The following is a 25,545-nucleotide window of genomic DNA, read 5'->3' as shown; positions in this document are numbered from 1 at the left end:
GGCGGGCGCATCATGTACCCGCATCAACGAGTCTAGCCGCGACCATCAGGGCAGACAGGAATAGGGCAGGCAGGGATAGGGTGGTGCCGTGGACATCGATGCCTTTTCGGCCGTGCATGGGGACAAATGGTCGCGGCTGACGTTTTTGGCACATAAGCGGCGGCTCACTGGGTCCGAGGCCGACGAACTATTGCGCCTGTACCAGACTGTCTCCGCACATTTGTCCCTTATCCGCTCGGTGGCTCCCGAGACGGCCCTGTCCTCATCGCTGTCTGCCGCGCTTGCCCAGGCTCGAACCAGGTTCACCGGGGCACGTTCGAACTTCATGGAAGACCTCGCCCGTTTCTTCGTTATCGCCTTGCCGGCGGCGTTCTACAGACTCCGATGGCTAACAGTGTGGTGTGGGATGTTCTTCGTGCTGGTGAGTGGGGCGTACGCCCTGTGGATCGGGACGTCGCCCGAGGCGCTGCGGGCCGCGTTTGGCAGCGATGACAGGGTGCGTCAGTACATTGAAGACGACTTCATCGACTACTACTCGGAGAATCCGGCGGCGTCCTTTGCCGGCGCGGTCTGGACTAATAACGCCTGGATTTCAGCCCAAGCCGTTGCGTTCGGAATTACGGGGTTTTGGGTGCCCATGATTCTCTTCCTCAACGCCCAGGGCGTGGGTGCGGCAGCCGGCGTGTTTGCCTCCGCGGGAAAGTTGGATGTCTTCTTCAGCTACATCCTTCCGCATGGGCTCATGGAATTGACCGCGGTGTTCATCGCCTGCGCAGCCGGGCTGAAGATTTTTTGGTCGATGGTCCGGCCCGGACCCCGGACCCGGATGCAGGCCGTGGCGGACGAAGGACGTTCGCTCATCACGGTTGCCCTCGGGTTGGTCCTCGTTCTTCTCATCTCGGGCCTGGTGGAAGCATTCGTGACACCAAGCCCCTTGCCTGTCTGGATGAAGATCGCGATCGGGGCGCTGGTCCTGGTGGCCTATTGGACGTACACCCTGGTTGTGGGTGGACGTTCATTCCGCTCGGGCGCTACCGGCGATCTTGACAGCCATGACGCCGGCTACCGGGGGATTGCTGTCTAGGCGGACACGCCCGCACCTTACAGTTGCGTTTCGATCTTGCCCAACGCGGGGTGGCTCCTCGTCTCCGCCCAAAGCCGGACTGTAGGCTCGAATGCAGACAAGAGTGCCGGCAGCATGGTCAGGCCGGTGGGATGCCTACGGAAGTGAAACCGCTGTGAGTGACAAGAGCCCAAAACCACAAGATCCGGGGACGGACGTCCACGAGGACCCCGACGAGCCGGCCTTTGACTGGATGAAGCCCAAGGCGCCTGGTGGTTCTTCTGCTGCTCCCTCAGGTCCGGTCCCCGTTCAGCCAGAGAGCCGCGCTGACCGGAAGGCCGCCGAGGCTGCGGACGTTGAGCCGGAGCCACCGCTTTTCGCGGAGACGGTGGCAGATGCGCCCGCAAGTCGCCAACCGGCACACTATTCGGAACCGTTGCCGACGTCGGCCCTCCAGGTTCGTCCGCCGGAGGACGAAGTTGCCAGGCGTAATGCGGAACGCGAACAGGCTGCAAAGGTCAAGCCGATCGGCCCCCGCATTTTCCAGGTATTGCTCGCCGTCTTCTTTCCTGTGATCCTCTTGGTGCTGGCTGTCCGCGCAGTGACCAGCCCCCTCTTCCTCTGGGTTGAATACAACCGGCCGGGTTTCCCCGGAGACGGTTACGGGTTCAGCACGGACGATCGCATGACTTACGGCTCCTATGCTGTGGACTACCTGAGCAATTGGTCCGGGCCCAGATATTTGGGTGGCTTGGTAAACCAGGACGGTGCCAAGCTTTTCAAGGACAGCGAAGTCGCGCACATGGCGGACGTGAAGATGGTCATTCTGTCCTCGTTCGGTGCCGGCCTGCTGCTCATTCTTTTGAGCATCATCGCCATTGCCTACTTGCGTAAGCGCAGTACAGGCGGTGTTCGGCGCGGGCTCTTCGCCGGCTCCATCGTCACCTTGGTCATCATCATCGGCCTTGGAGTGCTGGCAGCCCTGAGCTGGCAGCAGTTCTTCACGGAGTTCCACCGGATCTTCTTCGCCAATGGAACCTGGACATTCTCGCTGGAAGACACGCTCATTCGTCTCTTCCCGGGACAGTTCTGGGTGGATGCCGGAATCGTCATTGGAGCGCTCGTGTTCCTGGCCGCAACGATCACCTTCATCCTCACCTGGCCAACGCGTCGTCGTCGTGGTTTGGACGCAAAGTCAGCGGCCGAAGAAGAAGCATCCTCAACGGAGATCGACGACGAAAGCGATACCCCTGGTGTCCGCAAGGACACCGGCGAAACCGTCGCATAAACGAGCGGGGCGCTACTTTTCGTAAAGCTTCTCCACCAACGAGGAGAAGTCCTTAACCACCGCGGCCCGCTTCAGCTTGAGCGACGGCGTCAGGTGCCCGGACTCGACGCTGAGATCCGCAGTGATAAAGCCAAACTTACGGATGGATTCGGCCGAGGACACCAGAGTGTTCGCTTCGTCCACCGCAGACTGGACTGCTGCACGAACGCGCTCGTCCCCGGCGGCTTCACTGGGGGACATGGCGTCGCGCTTGTTCTCGGCGCACCAGTCTTCAAGCCCTTCAGGATCCAGGGCCACCAGTGCTGCGACGAACGGCTTGCCGTCGCCCACCACCACGGCCTGTCCCACAAGCGGGTGCTCCCGCAGTTTCTCTTCGAGGGGACCGGGTGCGACGTTCTTGCCCCCTGCGGTGACCAACAGGTCTTTCTTCCTGCCTGTGATGGTGAGGAACCCGTCCGGGTCAAGCTCGCCAAGGTCTCCTGTGCGGAAGAAGCCGTCGACGAAGGCCTCAGCGGTGGCGGCCTCATTGCGGTGGTAGCCCTTGAACACGCCGATCCCCTTGACCAGCACCTCGCCATCCGGGGCCACCCGGATGGTGGTGCCGGGCAGCGGTATGCCAACGGTCCCTATGCGGGACATGCTTGGCGTGTTGACGGTACAGGGCGCAGTGGTTTCGGTGAGGCCATAGCCTTCAAGGACAGGGATCCCGGCACCGTGGAAGAAATGGTTTTCCCGGAGGCTGAGGGGGCTGGCCCCGGACACGGTGTACCCGATGGCGCCGCCGAAGACCTCCCGCACCTTGGGGTAGAGGAGTTTGTTGAATGCCGAATGCTTGAGGTTAAGGAACCAACCCGGACCGGGCCCCTGCCCGCGGGCGGCGAGCTCTACCGCCGTCGAATATTCGACGGCGGCCGCGGACGCAGCGGCGAACAGCCGGGACTTGCCTGACATTGCCGCTTTGTGTCCGGCGCCGGCGTAGACCTTTTCGAAGATGCGGGGAACTGCGAGCAGGAAGGTCGGTTTGAAGGCGCCCAGGTCCGCCATGAGGCCGCTGGCACCCGGACTGTGCCCCAACGTGACGCCTGCGGTGAGGCAGACCACCTGGACTGCCCTTGCCAGGACATGTGCCAGCGGCAGGAACATCAACGTTCGCGCGCCGTGCTGCATCAACAGTTCGGGGAGGAACGGGATGACGTTCCGGGCAACGAGCACGAAGTTGCCATGCGTGATTTCGCAGCCCTTGGGTTTGCCGGTTGTGCCGGAGGTGTAGACGATCGAGGCTACATCGGACAAGTTGGCGGCGCTGCGCTGGCGCTCAAGCTCGGCATCCATAATGCCAATTCCGACGGCGGCAAGGCTGGTCAGGTTCGGCGCCTCACCGTCGTGCTCCATGCGGATGATCGTCACCGGGTCCTCACCCAAAGCTGTGGACTTCTCAACGAGGGCGTGAAGCAGGTCTGCTTTGGAGGTGTCTTCCACAAAGATGCGCCGGGCACCGGAATCGGCGAGGATCCACTCGATCTGGCTCGCCGAAGACGTTTCATAAATGGGTACGGTAACTCCGCCAGCCATCCAGATGGCGAAGTCCACCAAGGTCCATTCGAAGCTTGAGCGGGAGAGCACAGCTACGGGATCGCCGGGGTTGACGCCCCCTGCAATGAGGCCCTTGGCCAGTGCCTGGACGTCCGCGAGGAAGCGTGCAGCAGGCACGTTGAGCCACCCATTGGCTGTCTTGTGGGCGTAAAGGTTGCCGAACGGGTCCTTGGCGCATCGTTCCAGAAGGAGGTCGGTCACGTTGGTATTCTCGTCGGCCTCGACCAGAAGCTCCGTGCTTGCCTCCCTCACGATCCTCCTCCTAGATCCACGATGGCATCCACATCCTCATCCGCCACTCCTGGTAGCTGATGACTTCGGCGGTCAGTACGGGGTAGAAAAACGCTGTTGCCAGCACGGCCAGCACCACAACCGAGCCCACTATGTAGAGTCCGTATCTCCGCCTCCAAGGAGGATCGGTGGTGCGGCCCAGCACCAACCCCAGGACATACGTCAGGGCCAGCACCAGGAACGGTTCAAAGGAAACTGCGTAGAAGATGAACATCGTGCGTTCGGGATACATGAACCACGGCAGGTATCCAGCCCCGACTCCAACGAGGATGGCCCCGGCGCGCCAATCCCGTCGGCCTGCCCACCAGAAGAGCAGGATCACCAGGGCAATGGTGCCGCCCCACCAGACAACGGGGTTGCCGACGGGCAGGATGGCCGAGGAACACGTCTCGGCAATGCAGCCGGCAGTGCCCTGCTTGGGCGATTGGTAATAGAACGAGGTGGGCCTGCCCATGACCAGCCAGGTCCAGGGGCTGGATTCGTAGGGGTGGTCGGCACTGAGGCCCTGATGGAACTTGTACGCTTCAAGGTGGTAATGCGCCAGGGAACGCACGGAATTGGGCAGCCAATCCCACCCGGGCGCCGGATTGGTGGCCGCCCACTGGCGGTAGTAGGCATCCTTGGAGAGGAACCAGCCGGTCCACGTGGCGACGTATGTGGCCGCCGCGATCGGGACAATGGTCAGGAAAGCCGGAAGTCCATCCTTGATGACCGCTGCACTGGGCCAGCTGCGGATCCCGGCAATGCGGCGGGCGCTCATGTCCCAGAAGACGGTCAACAAGCCGAACGCGGCGACGAAAAACAGCGCAGACCATTTGGTGCCCACAGCCAGTCCGAGGCAAATCCCGGCAACCAGGCGCCACCAACGCATCCCCAACCAGGGGCCGGCCAACAGTTGCTTGGCCGGGGGCCGGCCGTCGGATGAAGCAGCCGCACGGGCGGCCAGCCTGGCAGCAAGGCGACGCCGGCCGTCGTCGCGGTCCAAAAGCAATGCACCAAAGGCGGCAAGGATCCAGAACGCAAGGAAGATGTCCAGCAGGGACGTTCGCGACAACGCCAGGTGGTGGCCGTCAACCGCGAGCAGCAAGCCGGCCACTGCGCCAAGCGTGTGGGAACGGAAGAGCTTCAGCGTGATGAGTGAGAGCAGGAAGACCGTGAGAGTCCCGGTCAGGGCGGCACCAAAACGCCAGCCGAACGGATTGTCAGCCCCAAACAACCACATGCCGAAGGCAATCATCCATTTCCCCACCGGAGGATGAACCACGTACTCCGGGGTATTGAGCAGGATCTCGGGATTGCCGGCGTTGAAGGAATCGTTGGCGTTGGCTGGCCAGCTGCGTTCGTATCCGCTGACGAGGTACGAATACGCGTCTTTGACGTAATACGTTTCGTCGAAGACCAGGCTGTGGGGGACCTCAAGACGGAAGAAGCGCAGGATTCCTCCGATGGCGGCGGTAATGGCGGGAATCAACCAGAACCATAAACGCAGCGACGGCGGGTAATCCCGCCAGCTTTGGATCCCGCCGATCAAACGCGATGTCAGGGCGTCCACTGAGAAGGCCGCAGCAGGTCTGGCGATCCAGCGGTGGCCTTCGAGCCCGCGTCCGGGAGGCAGCTTGCTGTTGCTGCCAGCGGGGTCGTCCTGCCTGGACGGAGGCCGCCATGAGGTAGTTCCCCTGGCCGCTGTTTCCTGGGCCGGCTCTCCGGAGCCGTTGCTTGCCGCCACGTCCGTGGCTCCGGAAGGTAATGCCGACACTGCGGGGGTTCCGGAATCGGTGGTGGGAACGGGGGACTGGCTCACCCGCCCATGCTACCGTTCCATCCTTGCTGCGGCGTTGAAGTGCGCTCTTGCTGCGGCGTTGAAGTGCGCGCGGCATTAGGCTTGGCAGGTGGACGAACAACACAGCACCCCGGACGAAGCCCCCTTTGATGATGCATCGGCGGTTGATGAACCGGACGCGGCCCAGGAACCCGAAGCCGCTGCCGACACGGGCGCAACCACGGCAAGCGGCAGGATTGTGCTTGCTGCCACTCCCATCGGCAACGTGGGCGATGCGTCCTCCCGCTTGATCGAACTCCTGGCGACATCGGACATCGTCGCAGCCGAGGACACCCGTCGCCTGCATCGGCTGGTCCAGGCGTTGGGCGTGGAGGTGTCCGGGCGCGTCATCAGTTATCACGAACACAACGAGGTAGCCAAGACCGGTGAACTGCTGGAGTATGTGCGGGCCGGCAAAACCATCCTGATGGTCAGCGACGCCGGAATGCCGGCGGTTTCAGACCCTGGCTTCCGTTTAGTGGAGGGAGCCGTTGCCGCGGGCCTGACCGTCACTGCCGTGCCGGGACCTTCCGCCGTGCTGACGGCCCTTGCGCTTTCCGGACTGCCCACAGACCGGTTTTGCTTCGAAGGCTTCCTGCCACGGAAGTCGGGGGAGCGGAATTCCCGCCTGGCGGACTTGGCTGACGAGCGCCGCACCATGGTGTTCTTTGAGGCTCCGCACCGGCTTGAAGTGATGCTTCGGGCGCTGCACGAGCGCTTCGGACCGGAACGCCGGGTGGCTGTTTGCCGGGAATTGACCAAGACCTACGAGGAAGTCATCCGCGGAACGCTGCGCGAACTCCTGGAGTGGGCAGAAAACAATGAAGTCCGCGGCGAAATTGCCGTGGTTGTGGGTGGCGCTCCCGAGCAGGCTCCCGGCAAGCCGGAAGACCATGTAGCTGCCGTGAACGAGCTCATCTCCCAGGGAATCCGGTTGAAGGAAGCCGTCGCCGCCGTGGCCGATGACGCCCGTGTCAGCAAGCGGGAGCTGTATTCGGCGGTGCTTGCAGCACGCTGATCATCCCTGTGCAGGTGCACAATTTGGCGGGCGCATGGCAGTGCGTGAAGGCGTAGACACTGCTTCTTGCATGGCAGTACCGTGGCAGTAATTCAAGCCAATTCTGGCAAGGAACCCTAGTGGTGCAACCCTCCAATGCACCCAAGACGAAGGAGTCGCCATGACTGTTACGGTTGAACGCGAAAGCGAACTGCTGGCTTCCGTCCCCACCGGCCTGCTGATCAACGGTCAGTGGCGTCCGGCGGGATCCGGAAAGACTTTTGATGTTGAGGACCCGGCTACGGGCAAGGTCTTGCTCAGCATCTCCGACGCCGGTGCTGAAGACGGTGCCGCGGCCTTGGACGCCGCTGCTGCCGCCCAGGCTGACTGGGCACGCACGGCACCGCGCGAACGCGGTGAGATCCTGCGCCGTGCCTTCGAACTCGTCACCGAGCGCGCCGAAGACTTCGCGCTGCTGATGACCCTCGAAATGGGCAAGCCCCTGGCCGAAGCCCGCGGCGAGGTCACCTATGGCGCCGAATTCCTGCGCTGGTTCTCCGAGGAAGCTGTCCGTGTTTCGGGCCGCTATTCCGCAGCACCGGACGGCAAGAACCGCCTGCTCGTTCAGAAGAAGCCGGTTGGACCCTGCCTGCTCATCACCCCGTGGAACTTCCCGCTGGCCATGGCCACCCGCAAGGTAGCCCCGGCCGTCGCCGCTGGCTGCACCATGGTGCTCAAGCCCGCCAACCTCACCCCGCTGACAAGCCTGCTCTTCGCGCAGGTGATGCAGGAAGCCGGCCTTCCCGCAGGTGTCCTGAACGTCATCCAGACCTCCACGGCCGGTGCTGTCACCGGACCGCTGATCAAGGATGACCGCCTCCGCAAGATCTCCTTCACCGGCTCCACCCCGGTTGGCCAGGCCCTGATCCGTGAAGCCGCGGACAAGGTCCTGCGCACGTCCATGGAACTTGGCGGCAACGCACCGTTCGTCGTCTTCGAGGATGCTGACCTGGACAAGGCCGTTGAAGGCGCCATCGCCGCCAAGATGCGGAACATGGGCGAGGCCTGCACCGCAGCAAACCGCTTCATCGTGCACGAGTCCATCGCCGACTCCTTCGCCGAGAAGTTCGCCGCCAAGATCGGTTCGCTCACCACAGCCCGTGGTACCGAGCCGGAGTCCAAGGTTGGTCCGCTGATCGACGGCAAGGCCCGCGACGGCGTGCACGCCCTCGTCACCGAAGCCGTAGCAGGAGGTGCCACAGCAGTCACCGGTGGTGCCGCCGTCGACGGTCCCGGCTACTTCTACCAGCCCACTGTGCTGAAGAACGTCGCCGCCGACTCCCGCATTCTCCAGGAAGAAATCTTCGGACCCGTGGCCCCGATCGTCACGTTCTCCACCGAAGACGACGCCATCCGCCTGGCCAACAACACCGAATACGGCCTGGTTGCCTACGTCTTCACGAAGGACCTCAACCGGGGCCTGCGGGTCAGCGAGAAGCTTGAGACCGGCATGCTCGGCCTCAACGCCGGTGTCATCTCCAACGCCGCTGCACCGTTCGGTGGCGTCAAGCAGTCCGGCCTGGGCCGCGAAGGCGGCTCCGAAGGCATCGAAGAGTACCTCTACACCCAGTACGTAGGTATCGCCGACCCGTACGCCGACTAGGTCCTGTACCCCGACTGAGTCCCGTACCCTGACCAGGTCGGTACCCCGACCAGTCCAGGGGTTCCGTCCACCGCTCTCGCAACAAGAACGGTAGAGACAAGCAGAGGACCCGACCCCGGAGCCATAAGTTCCGGAGTCGGGCCCTTTGCTGTTCCCACGTGGGATCGCGGTCTTAGCGGCGTTGCGGGAGAAGTCCCCTGAGCGCGCGCCATGATCCGGCAATCCCTTGCCCCGTCCGCCGGAACAGGGACCCCACAGCGCGGGAGGGGGCACCGAGTGCGTGGAACCAGCGGCGCATGAGCGACGGCGGCAGCCAGTTCGCACGGAAGCGAACCAGCCAGTTGGCATTGTTCCGTAACGAGTCACGAACAACAGCGATCCTGGCAGCAGCCGGAGCGGCTGCCTCCATCGGGCGACCATAACGTTGCCGTTCGAAGTCCGTGGTGAGTGAAGCGACGGCGGCATGTGCGGCGTCGTCGAGACCCCCGGCCTCACCCAGAATGGAACTTGAACGGAGCCGGGACGAAAAGTGCCTTGGTGTTTCACTGGGCGTGGACGGTACACCATAGTCACTGGCGAGGTCCTGCAACTCTGCCCATGCGAGGGCTGCAGAGTCGTGGTAAGCGTCAGGCGATCCACGATCCGCTGGTTCCTTTGGATTGAGCCGGCGGCGTCGCACGACTACCCTGCTCAGCCTCGGCGAGCCAAGGAAAGCAGCGAGCAACAGCACGGCCGCAATCGTGGCAATAACCGTTGGCAGCGGGTCACGTGGCGCAGAGCCGGCAGTTTGCGCATCGCCTCCCGGCAGCGGAACGGTGGTGGGAGGAGGCGTCACGGCGGTGCCTGGAACGTCCTTCTCGTCAGCATTGGTGCTCAGGCTGCCCGGGACTGAGGACTCGGTGGCATATTCCGGAACAACGCCACGGGATGGAGTCGGCTCAAAGGGCACCCATCCCAGTCCTTCGAAGTAGAGCTCGGGCCACGCGTGCGCGTCACGGGCATCTACTTCATACTCAGGGAACGATCCCTGGCCAACCAAAGCCACGGTCTCGCCCGTCAGCCGCCCGGGTGCGTATCCCACCGCAATGCGGCTGGGGATGCCCTCCACGCGGGCCATCACCGCCATGGCGGAGGAGAAGTGGACGCAATAGCCGCTCTTGACCGCCAGGAAGTCCGCCAGGACCGACAACCCGTTGCCGTCATACCCGTTTTGCACCGGCGCTTGAAGGGAATACGTGAATTCACTGGAGCGCAGGTATTTCTGGATCGCCAGCGCCTTGGCGTAGTTGTTGCCTGCCGACGACGTGACCTGCTCCGCCGTCTGGCGAACAATGCTTGGCAGGTTCCCTGGAACGCGGAGGAAGTCCTCCGAAATGGACTTTGGCTTACCTGTTGCCTGCGACAGGGCCTGCGCACTGATCTTGGGTGCCGCCGAGAAGACCACATAGCGTTGGGCCAGCGTGCTCGTCTCCGTACTCATGATGCTGAGGGTGGCCGGATCCCAGGTCCAACGGCCGTTCAGCCCGTTAACGGACACGGGGGCGAACGGCGCCGGTAAGTACGGGCTGGTGAACAAGCCCGCGTTGATGGACGTCACCGCATTCACGACTTCTCCCTGGATGGAGTAACCCGGCTCTATCCGGTCCACCCCGGCCCGCCGTGTGGCGGAGCGGTCATCCGGTGCCCAGGTTTCGCCGTCGAAGTGGTCAATGGTGACGGACCTCAGGTAAGTGGCTGCGCTGGAACTGGTGGAGTACGTGATGCGTCCTGCCCCCGTGGGACTGCGAAGGCTGTTACCCAGCGTGATCATCGGATTGAGGCCGTTCGAGGTACCCCAGGGGCTCAACCGCGAGCCTTGCGGAAAGGTGCCTGTTTCAAACCCTGGAATGGCCAGCGGAACAACCAATGCCAAACCCAGTGCCAGCGCCCCCGTCACCAGGGAGCGCCTGATCTGGCCGGAACTTCGTGGTGCTCCGGACTGCAGCCTGGCGTCAGGGGCGAACCAATGGCTGCAACCAAGAATGAGCAGATATCCCACCGTGGCCCCAACGAATCCAGCGACACCTACGCTTTGCGGCTTGATGGTTGCAGGAACCACCATGACCGCAAGGAGTCCGATTCCACTGGCCGCCGGCATCGATAGCGGGACGGCCAAAGCATCGATCAGGATCACCAGAAGTCCCAGGCACGCACAGGTGACGAAGACAATCCCCGCGTTAGGGGCCACCGGAGCGCTCTCGGACACAACCGTCTCGGCGGCCCGCTTGATGAGCCGGCCTACCGCGGCAAAGGTCCCGGTAGTGGGGATGAAGCCCAGGAAGCTGTCCTGCCGGCAGAACGTAAAACTGAGTATGCCGGCCAATGCTGCCAAGGCACCCAGCGTGGTAACCAAGGGCTGGATCCGGAGGGTCCGGAGGATGGCCAGGGTCAGGGCCACCACTACAACAGTGGTGATCAGCGGCATGAACCAGGCCCAGCCCCTGAACACTCCATTCAGGGATATGGCCGCACCAAGAACGGCCACGGCAACGGAACCAGCCATGATCCACGGGTAGGGGCCGGGAGCCTGCGGCCGTTGTTGAGGTGAAGCGGGGGCGGGCCCGTCTCCGCTGGCACCCTGCTGGGGAACGCCCCGCTGGAATGTTGCAGGGGACCCACGATGGGACGTTGCGGTCATCGCGGCACCGCCGCTCCGCGCCGTACGTCCATTGCCGCGCTCGCAGCAACCAGCAGGCCGCCTTCGTCGAAGCCGGACCAGGCCGCTGTCAGTGGTGTCTTCGAGGTGACGGAAACAGCCTTCCAGCCGCCCTGCCTCAAGGTTTCCAGGACATCATCCTTGTTTCGAAAGTCCGGGTTCCGGGAGTCATGGTTGCGGGACTCGTTGCTGCTTTGAGGGTCCGTGACTACTATCGCGAAGGCGTTGGCACCATAGCCGGCCGCCGGAGCAAGGGCTTTGGCCTCGGCAAGGGTCAGATTGCCAAGCAAGGCAAGAAGCGGCCCGCGCAAACGATGCGCAGCGAGCTTGTCCATGAGGCGGTCGTCGAAGACCGAATCAACGCTCTCCTGGCCCGGCACCTCCAAGACCCCACTGCGGTTAGGCACGGAACCGGTAGGTTCGGGGGAGCGCCGGGCATGCCCCGGACTATTTTCTCCGGCCCTGTGATGTTCAGTCCTGTGGTGGTCAACCCAGTGGTGTTTTGGCCCGCTCAACTCAATCGCGGCCAAACCTTCGGCAATGGCATGAAGGCCGGCAACGCCACTGAACTCTTCCACGCCCGGATCCGGTGCCGACGGCGAGCGAATGAAGGCCGGGCTACCGAAGGCGTCCAGGACGCGCAGCGAGTAGTTCCGTTCGGCCAAGTGCGCGCTGATGGACATTGCCGCTGTCACAACCCACTCAAAATTCGGGCTGGTCACCAGGTCCGAGTCGTCGTCGTGCGAGCTGAAAACCGAGGCGCTGCCGGAGGCGAACGCCGCGAATCGTTGGTCAAGGATGATGGTGGCTTCCGGAGTGGTGACCGATTCCTCCTGGCGGACCATAAGCTGTCCGTGCCGTGCAGTGGCGGGCCAGTGAACGCGGCGCATCGGATCGCCATGCCGGTATTCGCGCGTCATGATGTCGTCGTCGCTGGGGTTCGCCCTGATCCGGGTGGCCGTTACGCCATCGTTCCCACGCGCGCCGGCGAGTCCTGTTACGGGAAGTTCGACGGCGGCCGGCGTCACGGTGAGGAGGTCGCCGTCGTCGATGGCATGACGCCGCAACGACAAGCCGAACGGGTCGCTGAACTCGGCAGTAACAGGACCTATGCGGAACTGTCCCCGCTTGCCGGATCGCAGATGATATTCGTAGCGGCTGGTGCCACCTGCTGCAGACCGGGCCGGAAAGCGGAAAGCCGGCGGATCACCGAACCGTGGAGGCAGTTGCTCCTCCATGATCACGTGGCCGGTGGAAAACGTGGATCGGGCGACCGCCAGGCGAACGGTGGTGGCGGTGGACGTTTCCACGGTGGAGGGATTGAATTCCCGGTACACCTGGAACTTGGGTTTCCAGACCCGGACACCAGCCAGTGCAACCAAAGGAAGGATCAACAAAAAGACGGCCAGAGTCAGGAGATCACGTCTGCCCATAATGTAAGCGCAGACCAGCGAGGCCACCCCGGCGGCGAGCAATCCCCATCCGCGGCTGGTGAACAAATGCTTGGGGAGCCTATCCACGAGTGCCATGCCCGCTGTCTCCTATGCGCTTTGCTTGTCCCTGCGCCACGCGCCAGGCGGTTCCTGGGCAACCGGGAGGGAAGCGAGGATGCCCCGCAGGACTGTTTGGGGCGTGTCGCCGGAACTCGCAGCCTTGCGGTCCAGGATGATGCGGTGCGCGAGTACTGATTCGGCCACGTCCACGACGTCGTCGGGAAGGACAAAATCGCGTCCGTCCAAAGCTGCCGTAGCCTTCGCGGCGCGCAGCAACTGCAGCAAGGACCGCGGGCTGGCACCGAGTCGAAGGCGGGCACTTTCACGCGTGGCACGGCCAATGGCAACGGTGTATTCCTTGATGGCCGTGGACACGTAGACCTGCTGGACGGCTGCAATCATGGCTGCCACATCGGCTGCCGTGACCACTGGGGTTACCTTGATCAGGGGAGAGGCCGCCTGATGCGTTTCCAACATCTCGATCTCGGCATCCCGATCCGGATAACCCATGGAAATCCTGGCCATGAAGCGGTCGCGCTGGGCTTCGGGCAGCGGATAAGTGCCCTCCATTTCGATGGGATTCTGCGTTGCCACCACCATGAACGGCAATCCCAGCTGGTACGAATGCCCGTCCACCGTCACCTGGTGTTCTTCCATGCACTCCAGGAGCGCGGACTGGGTCTTGGCTGAGGCACGGTTGATTTCGTCGCCGATCACGATGTTCGCGAACACCGCACCGGGCCGGAACTCGAACTGCCGCGAAGACTGGTTGTAGATGGACACGCCCGTCACGTCCGATGGCAACAGATCCGGAGTGAACTGGATACGGGACACCGTGCAGTCCACGGTGCGGGCCAGTGTCTTCGCCAGCAGGGTCTTGCCAACGCCGGGCACATCCTCCAGCAGGAGGTGGCCTTGGGCCAGGAGAACTGTCAGGGCCAGCTTCGCAGCGTCCGCCTTGCCGTCGATGACCTTGCCGATGGATGCCAGGATGCGCTCGCTGGCATCGTGGAAACGTTCAGCATCCATGACCTGCGGCTTGTGTCCATTGAGCAAGGCGGCATCCCGGGGCAGCGCGCTGTACGCCTCGCCCTGGAGTGGGGAAGGCTCAACGGTGACTTGTCGCTTGGACTCCATGGATTGCCCTTCAGCCGTGGCCAACGCCGGTGTCGGCCGTCTGTCCGTTCCAGACTACCCAGACTTTGGCCGTCCCTGACATAGTGCTCCGCGAATTTATGTGCCAACTGGAATTTGTCCCGCAGCACGGGGGACCGCGGTCCGATTAAGGTGGGAACATGTGCAATTCCCTCGCCCCCGCTCCCTACCGCGCGTCCTCCGGTGCAACAGGAGCCTCGGATTCCCGCAAAGAGTACCCTCCGGCCCCGGAACCGCTTCCCGTCCCGGTGATGGACAACCACACCCACTTGGACTTTCGGCACGGTTTGCTCGAAGTCGGCGTTGCGGACGCCATGGATGCCGCCGAAGCTGTTGGTGTCCAAGGGGCGATCCAGGTTGGCTGCGACCTGGAATCGTCGCGCTTCACGGTACAAGCTGTCCAGGCCGATGCCCGCTTGCTGGGAGCGGTTGCCATCCACCCCAACGACGCACCCATCTACGCGGGGCGGGGGGAGCTGGAATCGGCGCTGGCAGAGATCGAGGAACTGGCCGCCCACCCGCGGATCCGTGCCATCGGCGAAACAGGGTTGGACTTCTTCCGAACCCACGGTGAAGGCCTGGCACATCAGCGGTACTCCTTCCGAAGGCACATCGACATCGCCAAGCGGCTGGGCCTCACTCTGCAGATCCACGACCGCGACGCCCACGCTGACGTAGTGCAGGTATTGAAGGAGGAAGGGGCCCCGGAGCGCGTGGTTTTCCACTGCTTCTCCGGTGATGAGGAGCTGGCACGCATTTGCAATGAGAACGGCTGGTACATGTCCTTTGCGGGCACCATGACGTTCAAGAATGCCGGCAACCTGAGGGCAGCGTTGTCTATTGCGGAGCCCAGCCGGATCCTGGTGGAAACAGATTCGCCATTCCTCACGCCACACCCGTACCGTGGGCGGCCAAATGCGAGCTACATGGTGCCGTACACTGTTCGCTCGATGGCTGAAGTGACAGAAGATGACCTTTCGGAACTTTGCGCCAGGCTGGCTGAAAATACCGTAAATGCCTACGGATCGTGGGGCTGATCGTGGGTGTTCAAACCTCTCTGGCACCGTCGGCGATGAATACCCGGTATGTAGAATTCTTGGTCCGTTTATAACAGATCGGTTACTGTGTACAACAAGTAGCCGGGGTCGGGGAAGGCCTTCGGAAAACTGGTCCGGATTCGTCCGGGCTCTTTAGTTGAATGTATTTGGCGGCGCAGATGCCGGCAGCAGAGGGTGGGACCAGGCTTTTTTGCCTGGCCCCTCAGTTTTGCGGCTGGCATTATTTTTTGCGCTTTTCCCCGTGCCCGGATGGTCTGAGAGTTATGGGCAATCGTGATCAAGTTCTTCACAACGGATGGCAAGTTCAGCTTTCTCAAAGTCGGTGCCCAGTTGCTGGTTGTTGCAGCGCTGGTGGTCGGTGTAGTCGCCTTCGTCGGCAACAACAAGACAATCACCCTGAACGTAGACGGCAAGGTAAGCTCCATCCAGACCTTCGGCGGCACCGTTGACCAAGTGGTCAAAGCAGCCAAGGTCGAGCTGAAGGACGCAGACCGCGTTTCACCGGATCTTGATACCCAAGTGGAAAACGGCTCGGTGGTCAACATCAATCTCGCTAAAGCCGTCTCCATCGAATTGGACGGCGCCCGCAAGACCGTCAACACCAACGCACCGGACGTCGCCGGCCTGGTGAGTGAACTGGGAGTCGCGAGCTCCTCCGAAATCTCCCAGCCGAAGGACGCCTCGCTGGCTGTCACAGGCTCCTTCGTTTCCATCTCCACACCCAAGACGATCAGCCTGGTAGCTGACGGCAAGGACACCAGCACCACCACGACGGCGCCCGACGTCGCCAGCGTCCTGAAGGACGCCGGAGTCACCCTGGGCGCCAGCGATCGCGTCTCCCAGCCCGGAAATGCGCCGGTCATCCAGGACATGGTGATCAAGGTCTCCCGCGTGGACACCAGCAAGACCGCTGAAGCTACTGAGGAAGTACCGTTCGATAGCGTCAGCACCGATAGTGCCGAGCTCTACAAAGGCGACGAGAAAGTGACCCAAAAGGGCGTCGCAGGTTCCGTCGTGAAGACCTTCAAGCTGGTATTGGTGGATGGCCGTGAAGCTTCCCGCACCCTTGTATCCAGCAATGTAACCACCCAGCCCGTCACCGAAAAGATCATGGTCGGAACGAAGGCCCGCCCCGTCGCTGCCAAGGCTGCCACTTCCAGTGGTCCCACCGGCGCCCCGAACGAAGCTATGTGGGACAGGATCGCCCAGTGCGAGTCCGGCGGAAACTGGTCCATCAACACCGGCAACGGCTACTACGGCGGGCTGCAGTTCTCCAGCCCCACCTGGTTGGCCAATGGCGGCGGCGCCTACGCCCCCACTGCAAACCTTGCCACCAAAGCACAGCAGATCGATATCGCCAACCGCCTCTACGCCAGGAACGGCCTCAGCGACTGGGGCTGCGCGCACGCAGCGTGACCCCGCACAGGCGATACGATACCTAGGTGACTGAACCGAATTCCGAACCCGCCGCCGTCGTGCCTTTGATGGGCGCCACCGACATCCGACGGTTAGCCGAGGAAATCGGTGTCCGCCCCACCAAGACGTTGGGCCAGAACTTTGTCATTGACGGTAATACGATCCGCAGGATTGTCTCAGCCGCCAACGTCGACGCCGGCGAAACCGTGCTTGAGGTGGGCCCGGGCCTTGGCTCCCTGACGCTTGGGCTGCTGGATGCGGCCAAGACTGTTGTGGCCGTTGAGATTGATCCCGTGCTCGCCAGGAAGCTCCCCGAGACCGTTCGTGCGTGGCGACCCGAGGCTGAAGACAACTTCCACCTCGTCCTTTCGGACGCCATGAGGGTCACGGAACTGCCCGTGCAACCGACAGCACTGGTGGCCAACCTCCCGTATAACGTGGCCGTCCCCGTGGTGCTTCACCTGCTGCAACACTTCCCGAGCCTGCAGCACGGACTGGTCATGGTGCAGGACGAGGTCGCGGACCGCCTGGCAGCAACTCCAGGCAGCAAGATCTACGGTGTGCCCTCGGTCAAAGCTGCCTGGTACGGGCACATGCGCAAAGCCGGCGTGATCGGCATGAACGTGTTCTGGCCTGCTCCGAAAATCCATTCCGGACTCGTTGCCTTTACGCGCCATGACCCACCCGCCACGCACGCCACCCGGGAACAGGTGTTTGCTGTCATTGACGCCGCTTTTGCCCAGCGTAGAAAGACCCTACGCGCGGCGTTGGCCGGATGGGCAGGCAGCGCGGCAGAGGCCGAACGGTGCCTGGTCGCCGCAGGCGTTGATCCCACAGCCCGGGGCGAGGTCCTGGACATCTCTGCCTACGTCCGGATCGCCGAAGCCCGCCACTCAGCGGACGCATGAGTCCGAACACCCGCAAACCCAGCAGCCTGCCATACGTAGGCGATCGCTTCCATGCCAGGACGGTCCGGGTCAAAGCGCCGGGGAAGATCAACGTCTCGCTAAGTGTTGGTCCGCTGCGCCCCGACGGCTACCACTCCGTGGCAAGCGTCTACCTGGCCGTTTCCCTGTATGAGGAAGTGGCGGCCACCAGCACCGAGGCTGAAGGGATTACCGTCAGCATCAGCCCCAACAGCACGCTGGACCTGGACGGCGTCGATATTCCCCTGGACGAACGCAACCTGGCCTACAAGGCGGCAGCCATCATGGCTGAGCTATCCGAGAAACCAACCGGCGTCCACCTTGAAATCACCAAGCGTGTGCCGGTCGCCGGAGGTATGGGTGGGGGCTCCGCCGACGCCGCCGCTACCTTGCTCGCGTGCGATGCCCTGTGGAACAGCGGCCTTTCCCGCGAGGAACTTGCACACCTGGCAGCCGAGTTGGGCGCAGACGTTCCGTTCTCGCTTCTGGGCGGGACCGCCGTCGGACTCGGTGTTGGCGATAAATTGTCGCCCGCACTGGCAAAGGCACAAATGGACTGGGTGCTGGTATTTGCCGACTACGGGCTCTCCACACCTGACGTATTCCACACCCTGGACGGACTCCGAGACTCCGAAGGCGTCGAAATTCCGGAGCCCGTTGACGTTGACCCCACCATCCTCCAGGCCCTGCGCCACGGCGATCCCGAGGCCCTCAGCCGGGTGCTGATCAATGATCTCCAGCGGGCATCCATTGCGCTTGCCCCACGACTGAGGGACACCATCGGGCTAGGCGAAGCCCGGGGCGCATTGGCAGGCATGGTGTCAGGCTCCGGGCCCACCATCGCACTGCTTGCCAGGGACTCGGTGTCCGCCAGCGTCCTCGCTGAAGAGCTGACCCATCGAGGCCACACTGCAGTGGCCGTCCACGGACCCGTGCCCGGCGCCCGGATCATCTCCGATACCCTCCTTTAGTAGCTCCCGCATTCCAGCAGTAGAAAGTAGTACCCATTGGCCCACCTGCTCGGCGGCGAAAACCTCACCGTTTCGTTCGCGACCCGCACTGTCCTCGACGGCGTTACCCTCGGCTTGGAGGATGGCGACCGCATCGGCATGGTCGGCCGCAACGGTGACGGAAAATCAACCCTCATGCGTTTGCTCGCCTTACGCTCCACGCCGGACTCCGGCCGCGTCACCAAACGTGGGGACGTCAACGTCGGCTACCTCGACCAAGGCGACGTGCTCGACGGCGACCTGACAGTCGGCGCAGCGATCGTCGGCGACCGCGCGGACCACGAATGGGCCGCCAACCCCAAGATCCGCGAAGTCATGGGCGGCCTGGTTGGTGACGTCGACTGGCACGCCAACGTGCATGCACTCTCCGGTGGGCAAAAGCGTCGTGTCGCGCTGGCCAAGCTCCTCATCGAAGACCACGACGTCATCATGCTGGACGAACCCACCAACCACCTCGACGTCGAAGGCGTGGCTTGGCTGGCCAAGCACCTCAAGACTCGCTGGCGCGCCAACCAAGGCGCGTTCCTTGTGGTCACCCACGATCGCTGGTTCCTTGATGAAGTCTGCAACTACACCTGGGAAGTCCATGATGCGATGGTGGACATGTTCGACGGCGGATACGCTGCCTACGTTTTGGCTCGCGCGGAGCGGGACCGGATGGCCGCCGTCGTCGAAGGTAAACGCCAGCAGCTCGTCAAAAAGGAACTCGCGTGGCTTCGCCGCGGTGCCCCCGCCAGAACCGCAAAACCGAAGTTCCGGATCGAAGCAGCCAACGACCTCATTGCCGACGTGCCGGATCCCCGTGACTCCGTGGCCCTCAGCAAGATGGCCACCGCCCGACTGGGCAAAGACGTGCTGGACCTCGAGAACGTGACCCTCGATTTTGTTGACGGAGCGGACGGGCAGAAACTCTTCGACAACATCACCCTGCGGCTCGCACCTGGCGAACGGCTCGGTTTGGTGGGCGTCAACGGGGCCGGCAAGTCCACACTGCTCAAACTCCTCAACGGCGAAATCCAGCCCACCTCCGGCAAGGTCAAGCGCGGCAAGACGGTGGTGACGGCTGTCCTCACCCAGGACGTGAAGGAGCTCGACGACGTCTCGGACCTTCGCGTCATTGAAGTCATTGAGCGGGAAAAGCGGTCCTTCAGCGTAGGCGGTAAGGAATTCACGGCCGGCCAGCTCGTAGAGCAGCTCGGATTCACCAAGGAAAAGCAGTGGACACCCGTCAGGGACCTCTCCGGTGGTGAGCGCCGGCGGCTCCAACTCCTGCGCCTGCTGGTAGGGGAGCCCAATGTACTGATGCTCGACGAGCCCACCAACGACCTCGATACCGACACCCTGGCCGCCGTCGAAGATGTCCTGGACGGTTGGCCCGGAACGCTGGTTGTGGTGAGCCACGACAGGTACCTGCTTGAGCGCGTCACGGACAACCAGATGGCACTCCTTGGCGACGGCAAACTCCGTGGCTTGCCCGGCGGCGTGGACCAATACCTGGAACTGCGTGAAGCGGCACTTGCTTCCGGCGCTGTTGGCGGCGGATCAGGTGCGCCGACTTCTGCGGGTGGCGCTACGTCGTCAAGTGCCGCTCCGTCCGGTGCCAGCGAAGCCGAAAAGCGTGAAGCCCGCAAGGACCTCAACAGGATCGACCGCCAGCTCGGCAAGATAGCCCAGCAGGAGGAAAAGCTCCACACCCAAATGGCCGCGAAGTCCGAATCCGGGGACTTTGACGCATTGGGCGAACTCAATGCCAAGTTGCAGGAACTCCTTGAGGAGAAAGAAGGCCTGGAGCTCGAGTGGCTCGAGGCCGCCGAAATCCTCGGCGAATAGGGCGCGGCCAGCGGTGTTGCCTCGCGAGTGGCGGCTGGCGAGTGACAGCTTGCGGCGCAGCGGCTGGCGAGTGGCGGCTGGCGGCGCAGCGGCTGGCGAGTGGCGGCTGGCGGCGCAGCGGCGCGCATCCTCCGCGTGCTGGCTCGTTCCTCGCCTTTGACGCACGCTTCCGGACGCCCGCCGCTGCTGCAACGCTCTCTCACATCCAGCGGGTAACTGCGGGATGTTCTCTCACGTCCAGCGGGCTTTTTCCGGACGTTCTCTCACGTCCAGCGGGCTTTTGCGGGACGTTCTCTCAGGTCCAGAAGCGTTTTAGCCGTTGCTCTATCACTTCCGCAGGGCTTGCCCTCGCCCGGGCGGGAGTGTCTGGACAACGGTGGATCCGGGGTTGGCGTTGATTTTTTCCTTCGATGTTGAAGGAAACCCGGGCCGCTTGGTCGCTCGGGATGTGAAAGCACGTTGTGGCGGGCATCCGGCAGCCTCTTTTTAGTGTCCGCAGAAGTTTCGGTCAGGGGCTGATTTAAGGACCCGGATCGTTCGGATGTGAGCGCGCATCGCCCGAGAGGCGGTAGGGATGTGAGCGCGCATCGCCTGGAAGGCGTTGGGATGTGAGCGCGCATCGCCTGGAAGCCGTTGGGATGTGAGAGCGCATCGCCTGGAAGGCGTGGGGATGTGAGAGCGGATCAGGGGTCGGACCGGAGCCCGGGCTCCTTTTGCAGCCCGGTCAGTCCGTTCCAGGCCAGGTTCACCAGGTGGGCGGCTACCGCGCGTTTGTCCGGCTCACGACTGTCCAGCCACCATTGGCCTGTCATCGCGACCATGCCGACGAGCATCTGGGCGTACATGGCGCCATCTGCGGCGCTGAATCCACGGCGGGCGAATTCGTCGGAGAGCAGGTGTTCCACACGCGCTGTGACGTGGGAGAGCAAGGTTGAGAAGGCGCCCTCGGGCTGGGACGGTGGTGCGTCGCGCATGAGGATCCGGAAGCCGTCTGTGCGCTCCTCGATGTAGCCAAGGAGTGCCAGCGCAGCGCGCTCCACCAGGACGCGGGGTTTGGCATCGGTGCTCAATGCCTCGGTGATGGAGTCCAGGAGTATCCGGAATTCGGTCTCGACAACCTGCCGGTAGAGGCCTTCCTTGGACCCAAAATGCTCGTAGATCACCGGCTTGGAGACGCCCGCGCTGGCGGCAATTTCTTCAATGGTCGTGCCGTCCAGGCCTTTGGCTGCGAAGAGCGACCGGCCAATGCCGATGAGCTGGGAGCGGCGCTGTTGTCCGGTCATCCTTGACCGTATCGGGCGGTCTCCCAGAGGCTCGACGGCGGCTGCGGGCCGGGAAAGTTCAGTGCGCTTGCTCACGTGTCCATCATGCCCTAACCCGCCGCGCGGCTGATCGGGGCGGGCCGTAACAGGGCATCCGGAGACCCGTCAGAGTGGGTCAAGTCGCGAACCATGCAAAGGTCATGGCAAACTAGATTCTTGTGTGTGCATCCCGGTGATCCGGGATACCGCCAGGCCCTGCCGCCTGGGGGTACAAGCATGCACGGTCCGCTCTGGTGTAATGGCAGCACCCCGGCCTTTGGAGCCGTGGAGTATAGGTTCGAATCCTATGGGCGGAACGGTCGGAAAATGCGCTCCACTCTGTACCTGGAACAGCTCGAACGGTGCCTGGGTCCACAGTTGGAATGGCAGCATTCCGAAGCCGGGTTACCCGGGACAAAACCGAGCAAGGAGAGCCAGTACGTGAGCCCCGAAACCACCGGTCCCGCAGCAGTCATCGTCTTGGCTGCAGGTGCCGGGACGCGAATGAAGTCGCGGACTCCCAAGATTCTCCACGAAATTGGCGGCCTCTCCATGGTGGGCCACGCACTCCTCGCCGCCCGCTCCATCAACCCCCTGAAACTTGCCCTTGTTGTCCGGCACGAGCGCGATCGCGTGGCAGAACACGTCTCCGCGCTGGATCCGGAAGCCGTGATCGTTGACCAGGACGAGATCCCGGGCACGGGACGCGCTGTGCAGGTCGCCCTGAACGCCCTCGACGCCGAAGCGGAGCTCACCGGCACTGTGGTTGTCACTTATGGAGATGTGCCCCTGCTGACCGGCGAATTGCTGGGCGAACTCGTGGCCACCCATGAAGCCCAGGGCAACGCCGTAACGGTGCTCACAGCAATATTGGACGACGCCTCGGGCTACGGCCGCATCCTGCGTGCCGAAGACGGCACGGTCACCGGCATTCGCGAGCACAAGGATGCAAGCGAAGCAGAGCACACCATCCTTGAGGTCAACTCCGGCATTTACGCTTTCGACGCCGCTGTGCTCCGCGACGCGCTGACGCAGGTCACCACTGACAACGCGCAGGGCGAGATGTACCTCACCGATGTCCTCGGACTGGCCCGCGACGCCGGTGGCCGGGTTGCCGCCGTCGTCACCCAGGACCGCTGGCAGGTTGAGGGTGCCAACGACCGCATCCAGCTGTCCGCGCTCGGTGCCGAACTTAACCGCCGCATCGTCGAGTCCTGGATGCGGGCGGGCGTGACGGTGGTGGATCCGTCCACTACCTGGATCGACTTCACGGTCAGGCTCGATGAAGACGTCCGGTTGCTTCCCAATACGCAGCTGCACGGTTCCACCACTGTGGCGAGGGACGCCGTCGTGGGTCCTGATACGACGCTGACGGACGTCAACGTTGCCGAAGGTGCCAAGGTGACCCGCACGCATGGCTCGGGTTCCATCATTGGAGCCGGGGCCACCGTTGGTCCGTTCACCTACCTCCGCCCTGGCACGGTACTGGGAGAGACCGGCAAGATCGGCGCCTTCTACGAAACCAAGAACGTGACCATCGGCCGCGGTTCAAAGCTGTCCCACCTCGGGTACGCAGGTGACGCTGAAATCGGCGAGGACACCAACATCGGCTGCGGCAACATCACGGCCAATTACGACGGCGAGAAGAAGCACCGCACGGTGATCGGCTCGGGCGTGCGGACTGGTTCAAACACCGTCTTTGTAGCTCCGGTGACCGTGGGTGATGGCGCTTACAGCGGCGCCGGTGCCGTCATCCGCAAGGATGTCCCGCCTGGAGCCCTCGCCATTAGCCTGGCCGCGCAGCGAAACGCCGAAGGCTGGGTACTGGCCAACCGCCCCGGTACCAACTCAGCGAAGCTGGCCCAGGCCGCGCAGGAGTCCATGCTGACCCCCGCCTCCACATCCTCACAATCTCCAGCAACCACAGAAGAGGGCAAATAGGCATGAGCGAAATTACCGCACACGGCGAGAAGAAATTGATTCTCGCCGCCGGAAGGGCACATCCGGAGCTGGCGCAGGAAATCGCGAAGGAGCTGGAGACTGAGCTCCTGCCCATCGACGCCTATGACTTCGCCAATGGGGAAATCTACGTCCGTTCCGCTGAGAGTGTCCGCGGCACTGACGCGTTCGTCATCCAGGCGCACCCGGCCCCGCTGAACAACTGGCTCATGGAGCAGTTGATCATGATCGACTCCCTCAAGCGCGCCTCTGCCAAGAGGATCACGGTTGTTTCACCGTTCTACCCATACTCCCGCCAGGACAAGAAGGGCCGCGGCCGCGAGCCCATTTCCGCCCGCCTGGTTGCGGACCTGTACAAGACCGCCGGTGCGGACCGCATCATGTCCGTGGACCTGCACACCTCCCAGATCCAGGGCTTCTTCGATGGCCCGGTTGACCACCTGATGGCGATCCCGCTGCTGGCCGACTACATCCGCACCAAGGTGGAGGCGGACAACATCACCGTTGTTTCGCCGGACACCGGCCGCGTCCGTGTCGCCGAGCAGTGGGCGGAACGCCTTGGCGGTGCCCCGCTGGCGTTCGTTCACAAGAGCCGCGATCTCACCGTGCCCAACCAGGCTGTCTCCAAGACCGTTGTTGGCCAGGTTGAAGGCCGCACCTGCGTGCTTATTGACGACATGATCGACACCGGTGGAACCATCTCCGGTGCCGTCCAGGTCCTGAAGAACGCTGGCGCCAAGGATGTCATCATCGCTTGCACGCACGCCGTTTTCTCCGACCCGGCAGCGCAGCGCCTCGCTGATTCGGGCGCACGCGAAGTGGTTGTCACCAACACCCTGCCCATCCCGGCAGAGAAGCGTTTCCCGCAGCTCACGGTGCTGTCCATCGCACCGTTGATCGCGCGTGCCATTCGTGAAGTGTTCGACGACGGTTCGGTCACCAGCCTGTTCGACGGCAAAGCCTGACGCCGGACTACTGGCATGACGGGCCATCCGCCGCCTCCGGGCGTGTGGATGGCCCGTTTTCAGTAATGAAGGTATCCGCTGGTAAACTCTTGGGGATACCTTGGCGAGGGAGAGCACATCCGGTGCGCGTTTTGAACCGGAATTGCGGGTCTCCGTTATCGACTGGGTCTGCATCTCCTTCGACACAGGCGGGCTGCTGCTGGACAGCAACGGTCGCCGGGCGTAGAAGGTCCACAGACCTCCGCCCTTGCTGATCGACTTGTCCGGAGTTTCCCGGACGCCACAGTAATCAAGGAGTACACATGTCTGAGCAGAAGCTCACCGCAGAACTGCGCACCGAATTCGGTAAGGGTTTTGCCCGCCGTGCACGCATGGCCGGCCAGATCCCGGCTGTCATCTACGGCCACGGCGCAGAGCCGATCCACATCAACCTGCCTGGCCGCGCCACCACGCTGGCCGTCCGCGTTTCCAACGCCCTGCTGGCGATCGACGTCGACGGCGAGAAGCACCTGACGCTCGTCAAGGACATCCAGCGCGACCCGGTTAAGCAGATCATCGAGCACGTTGACCTCCAGACCGTCCAGGCCGGCGAGAAGGTTACCGTCGACATCGCCATCCACGTTTCCGGTGAAGTTGCTCCGGGTGCTGTTGCCAGCCTCGAAGCCACCACGGTTTCCCTTGAAGCTGAGGCAACCCACGTGCCCACCGCCGTCGAGGTTGACATCGAAGGCCGCAAGGCCGGCGAGAACATCCACGCATCGGACCTCGTCCTGCCGAAGGGTTCCACCCTGCTCACCGAAGGCGACACCCTGGTGGTCCGCATCGCCGAGACCGCTTCTGAGGCTGAAGAAGAAACCACCGCAGCAGCGGCTGAGTAGTCTTTGACTGCATAGGCAAACGCCTTTTGAGTGGCCGGGTCCCCTTGGGTCCCGGCCACTTTCTTCTTTCACTCCCGCGTAATCCCGCGTTCCTTCGCGATTCCGATACCCGGTCAGGCAAAATCGCCCAGCAGATTCGCTGACC

General features: G+C 63.1%; 19 protein-coding genes and 1 tRNA gene. 14 read left to right on the top strand and 6 right to left on the bottom strand.

Features of this window, described 5'->3' with window-relative positions; all coding sequences use genetic code 11:
• The first annotated feature begins 88 nt into the window (after nucleotides 1-88).
• Both AC6I97_RS17755 and AC6I97_RS17750 read left to right on the top strand, forming a co-directional pair.
• Complete coding sequence (locus AC6I97_RS17755; RefSeq protein ID WP_497945687.1) at nucleotides 89-1,084, top strand: stage II sporulation protein M; 996 nt, start codon at nucleotides 89-91, stop codon at nucleotides 1,082-1,084.
• A 154-nt stretch (nucleotides 1,085-1,238) separates the two neighbouring features.
• A complete protein-coding gene (locus AC6I97_RS17750) occupies nucleotides 1,239-2,351 on the top strand; it encodes a TIGR01906 family membrane protein (RefSeq protein WP_224166841.1) in 1,113 nt (370 codons plus the stop codon).
• Between the two features lie 12 nt (nucleotides 2,352-2,363).
• Here the strand turns inward: AC6I97_RS17750 and AC6I97_RS17745 are convergent, their stop codons facing one another.
• Together AC6I97_RS17745 and AC6I97_RS17740 are read right to left on the bottom strand one after the other, a co-directional pair.
• Nucleotides 2,364-4,196 (bottom strand): AMP-dependent synthetase/ligase, encoded by a 1,833-nt coding sequence (locus AC6I97_RS17745; RefSeq protein WP_224166842.1) that lies wholly within the window; start codon nucleotides 4,194-4,196, stop codon nucleotides 2,364-2,366.
• Nucleotides 4,197-4,206: 10 nt separating this feature from the next.
• Nucleotides 4,207-5,850, bottom strand: coding sequence for a dolichyl-phosphate-mannose--protein mannosyltransferase (locus tag AC6I97_RS17740; RefSeq protein ID WP_497947174.1), 1,644 nt, complete (start codon nucleotides 5,848-5,850; stop codon nucleotides 4,207-4,209).
• Nucleotides 5,851-6,124: 274 nt separating this feature from the next.
• Here AC6I97_RS17740 and rsmI point away from each other — a divergent pair, with 274 nt between their 5' ends.
• Nucleotides 6,125-7,072, top strand: coding sequence for a 16S rRNA (cytidine(1402)-2'-O)-methyltransferase (gene rsmI, locus AC6I97_RS17735; protein WP_497945681.1), 948 nt, complete (start codon nucleotides 6,125-6,127; stop codon nucleotides 7,070-7,072).
• Between the two features lie 160 nt (nucleotides 7,073-7,232).
• Nucleotides 7,233-8,714, top strand: coding sequence for an NAD-dependent succinate-semialdehyde dehydrogenase (locus tag AC6I97_RS17730; RefSeq protein ID WP_223936356.1), 1,482 nt, complete (start codon nucleotides 7,233-7,235; stop codon nucleotides 8,712-8,714).
• 172 nt (nucleotides 8,715-8,886) lie between these two features.
• Here the strand turns inward: AC6I97_RS17730 and AC6I97_RS17725 are convergent, their stop codons facing one another.
• Genes AC6I97_RS17725 through AC6I97_RS17715 form a run of 3 tightly spaced genes read right to left on the bottom strand, consistent with a single transcriptional unit; the run spans nucleotide 8,887 to nucleotide 14,039 of the window.
• A complete protein-coding gene (locus AC6I97_RS17725; protein WP_497945677.1) occupies nucleotides 8,887-11,391 on the bottom strand; it encodes a transglutaminase TgpA family protein in 2,505 nt (834 codons plus the stop codon).
• Nucleotides 11,388-12,938, bottom strand: coding sequence for a DUF58 domain-containing protein (locus tag AC6I97_RS17720; RefSeq protein WP_497945675.1), 1,551 nt, complete (start codon nucleotides 12,936-12,938; stop codon nucleotides 11,388-11,390). Before AC6I97_RS17720 ends, AC6I97_RS17725 begins: the two co-directional genes overlap by 4 nt.
• Before the next feature lie 12 nt (nucleotides 12,939-12,950).
• Entirely contained in the window at nucleotides 12,951-14,039 is a 1,089-nt protein-coding gene (locus AC6I97_RS17715) for an AAA family ATPase (protein WP_497945674.1), read from the bottom strand.
• Between the two features lie 158 nt (nucleotides 14,040-14,197).
• Between AC6I97_RS17715 and AC6I97_RS17710 the strand changes: the two genes are divergently transcribed.
• From AC6I97_RS17710 to AC6I97_RS17690, 5 genes are all read left to right on the top strand, one after another.
• Nucleotides 14,198-15,094, top strand: coding sequence for a TatD family hydrolase (locus AC6I97_RS17710; RefSeq protein WP_497945671.1), 897 nt, complete (start codon nucleotides 14,198-14,200; stop codon nucleotides 15,092-15,094).
• Between the two features lie 294 nt (nucleotides 15,095-15,388).
• On the top strand, nucleotides 15,389-16,531 hold the full coding sequence (locus tag AC6I97_RS17705; protein ID WP_224091692.1) for a resuscitation-promoting factor: 1,143 nt from the start codon (nucleotides 15,389-15,391) through the stop codon (nucleotides 16,529-16,531).
• A gap of 26 nt (nucleotides 16,532-16,557) precedes the next feature.
• Nucleotides 16,558-17,439 (top strand): 16S rRNA (adenine(1518)-N(6)/adenine(1519)-N(6))-dimethyltransferase RsmA, encoded by an 882-nt coding sequence (gene rsmA / locus AC6I97_RS17700; RefSeq protein ID WP_497945670.1) that lies wholly within the window; start codon nucleotides 16,558-16,560, stop codon nucleotides 17,437-17,439.
• Complete coding sequence (locus tag AC6I97_RS17695; protein ID WP_497945669.1) at nucleotides 17,436-18,428, top strand: 4-(cytidine 5'-diphospho)-2-C-methyl-D-erythritol kinase; 993 nt, start codon at nucleotides 17,436-17,438, stop codon at nucleotides 18,426-18,428. The genes rsmA and AC6I97_RS17695 overlap by 4 nt, the downstream gene beginning before the upstream one ends.
• Before the next feature lie 36 nt (nucleotides 18,429-18,464).
• Nucleotides 18,465-20,297: an ABC-F family ATP-binding cassette domain-containing protein gene (locus AC6I97_RS17690; protein ID WP_497945668.1), complete on the top strand. Its 1,833-nt coding sequence runs from the start codon at nucleotides 18,465-18,467 to the stop codon at nucleotides 20,295-20,297.
• Nucleotides 20,298-20,980: 683 nt separating this feature from the next.
• Here AC6I97_RS17690 and AC6I97_RS17685 read toward each other — a convergent pair.
• The gene (locus tag AC6I97_RS17685) at nucleotides 20,981-21,580 is read right to left on the bottom strand and encodes a TetR/AcrR family transcriptional regulator (protein WP_224167487.1); all 600 of its coding nucleotides are present in this window, start codon (nucleotides 21,578-21,580) and stop codon (nucleotides 20,981-20,983) included.
• A 263-nt stretch (nucleotides 21,581-21,843) separates the two neighbouring features.
• Between AC6I97_RS17685 and AC6I97_RS17680 the strand changes: the two genes are divergently transcribed.
• The 5 genes from AC6I97_RS17680 to AC6I97_RS17660 all read left to right on the top strand — a co-directional run bounded on the left by AC6I97_RS17680 (nucleotide 21,844) and on the right by AC6I97_RS17660 (nucleotide 25,400).
• Nucleotides 21,844-21,915, top strand: a tRNA-Gln gene (locus AC6I97_RS17680).
• Nucleotides 21,916-22,039: 124 nt separating this feature from the next.
• Nucleotides 22,040-23,539 carry a bifunctional UDP-N-acetylglucosamine diphosphorylase/glucosamine-1-phosphate N-acetyltransferase GlmU gene (gene glmU / locus AC6I97_RS17675; protein WP_497945663.1) on the top strand — a complete coding sequence of 500 codons (1,500 nt, stop codon included), beginning with the start codon at nucleotides 22,040-22,042 and terminating at the stop codon, nucleotides 23,537-23,539.
• Nucleotides 23,540-23,541: 2 nt separating this feature from the next.
• Nucleotides 23,542-24,522 (top strand): ribose-phosphate diphosphokinase, encoded by a 981-nt coding sequence (locus AC6I97_RS17670; RefSeq protein ID WP_159697849.1) that lies wholly within the window; start codon nucleotides 23,542-23,544, stop codon nucleotides 24,520-24,522.
• 100 nt (nucleotides 24,523-24,622) lie between these two features.
• A complete protein-coding gene (locus tag AC6I97_RS17665) occupies nucleotides 24,623-24,748 on the top strand; it encodes a hypothetical protein (protein ID WP_263433777.1) in 126 nt (41 codons plus the stop codon).
• Between the two features lie 76 nt (nucleotides 24,749-24,824).
• Nucleotides 24,825-25,400 (top strand): 50S ribosomal protein L25/general stress protein Ctc, encoded by a 576-nt coding sequence (locus tag AC6I97_RS17660; protein ID WP_224091717.1) that lies wholly within the window; start codon nucleotides 24,825-24,827, stop codon nucleotides 25,398-25,400.
• The last annotated feature ends 145 nt before the right edge of the window (nucleotides 25,401-25,545 follow it).

The sequence above is a fragment of the Arthrobacter sp. TmtSoilC48 genome (assembly GCF_059739425.1).
The sequence above is the reverse complement of the archived record's forward strand: the minus strand, read 5'-3'. Positions and strand labels throughout refer to the sequence as shown.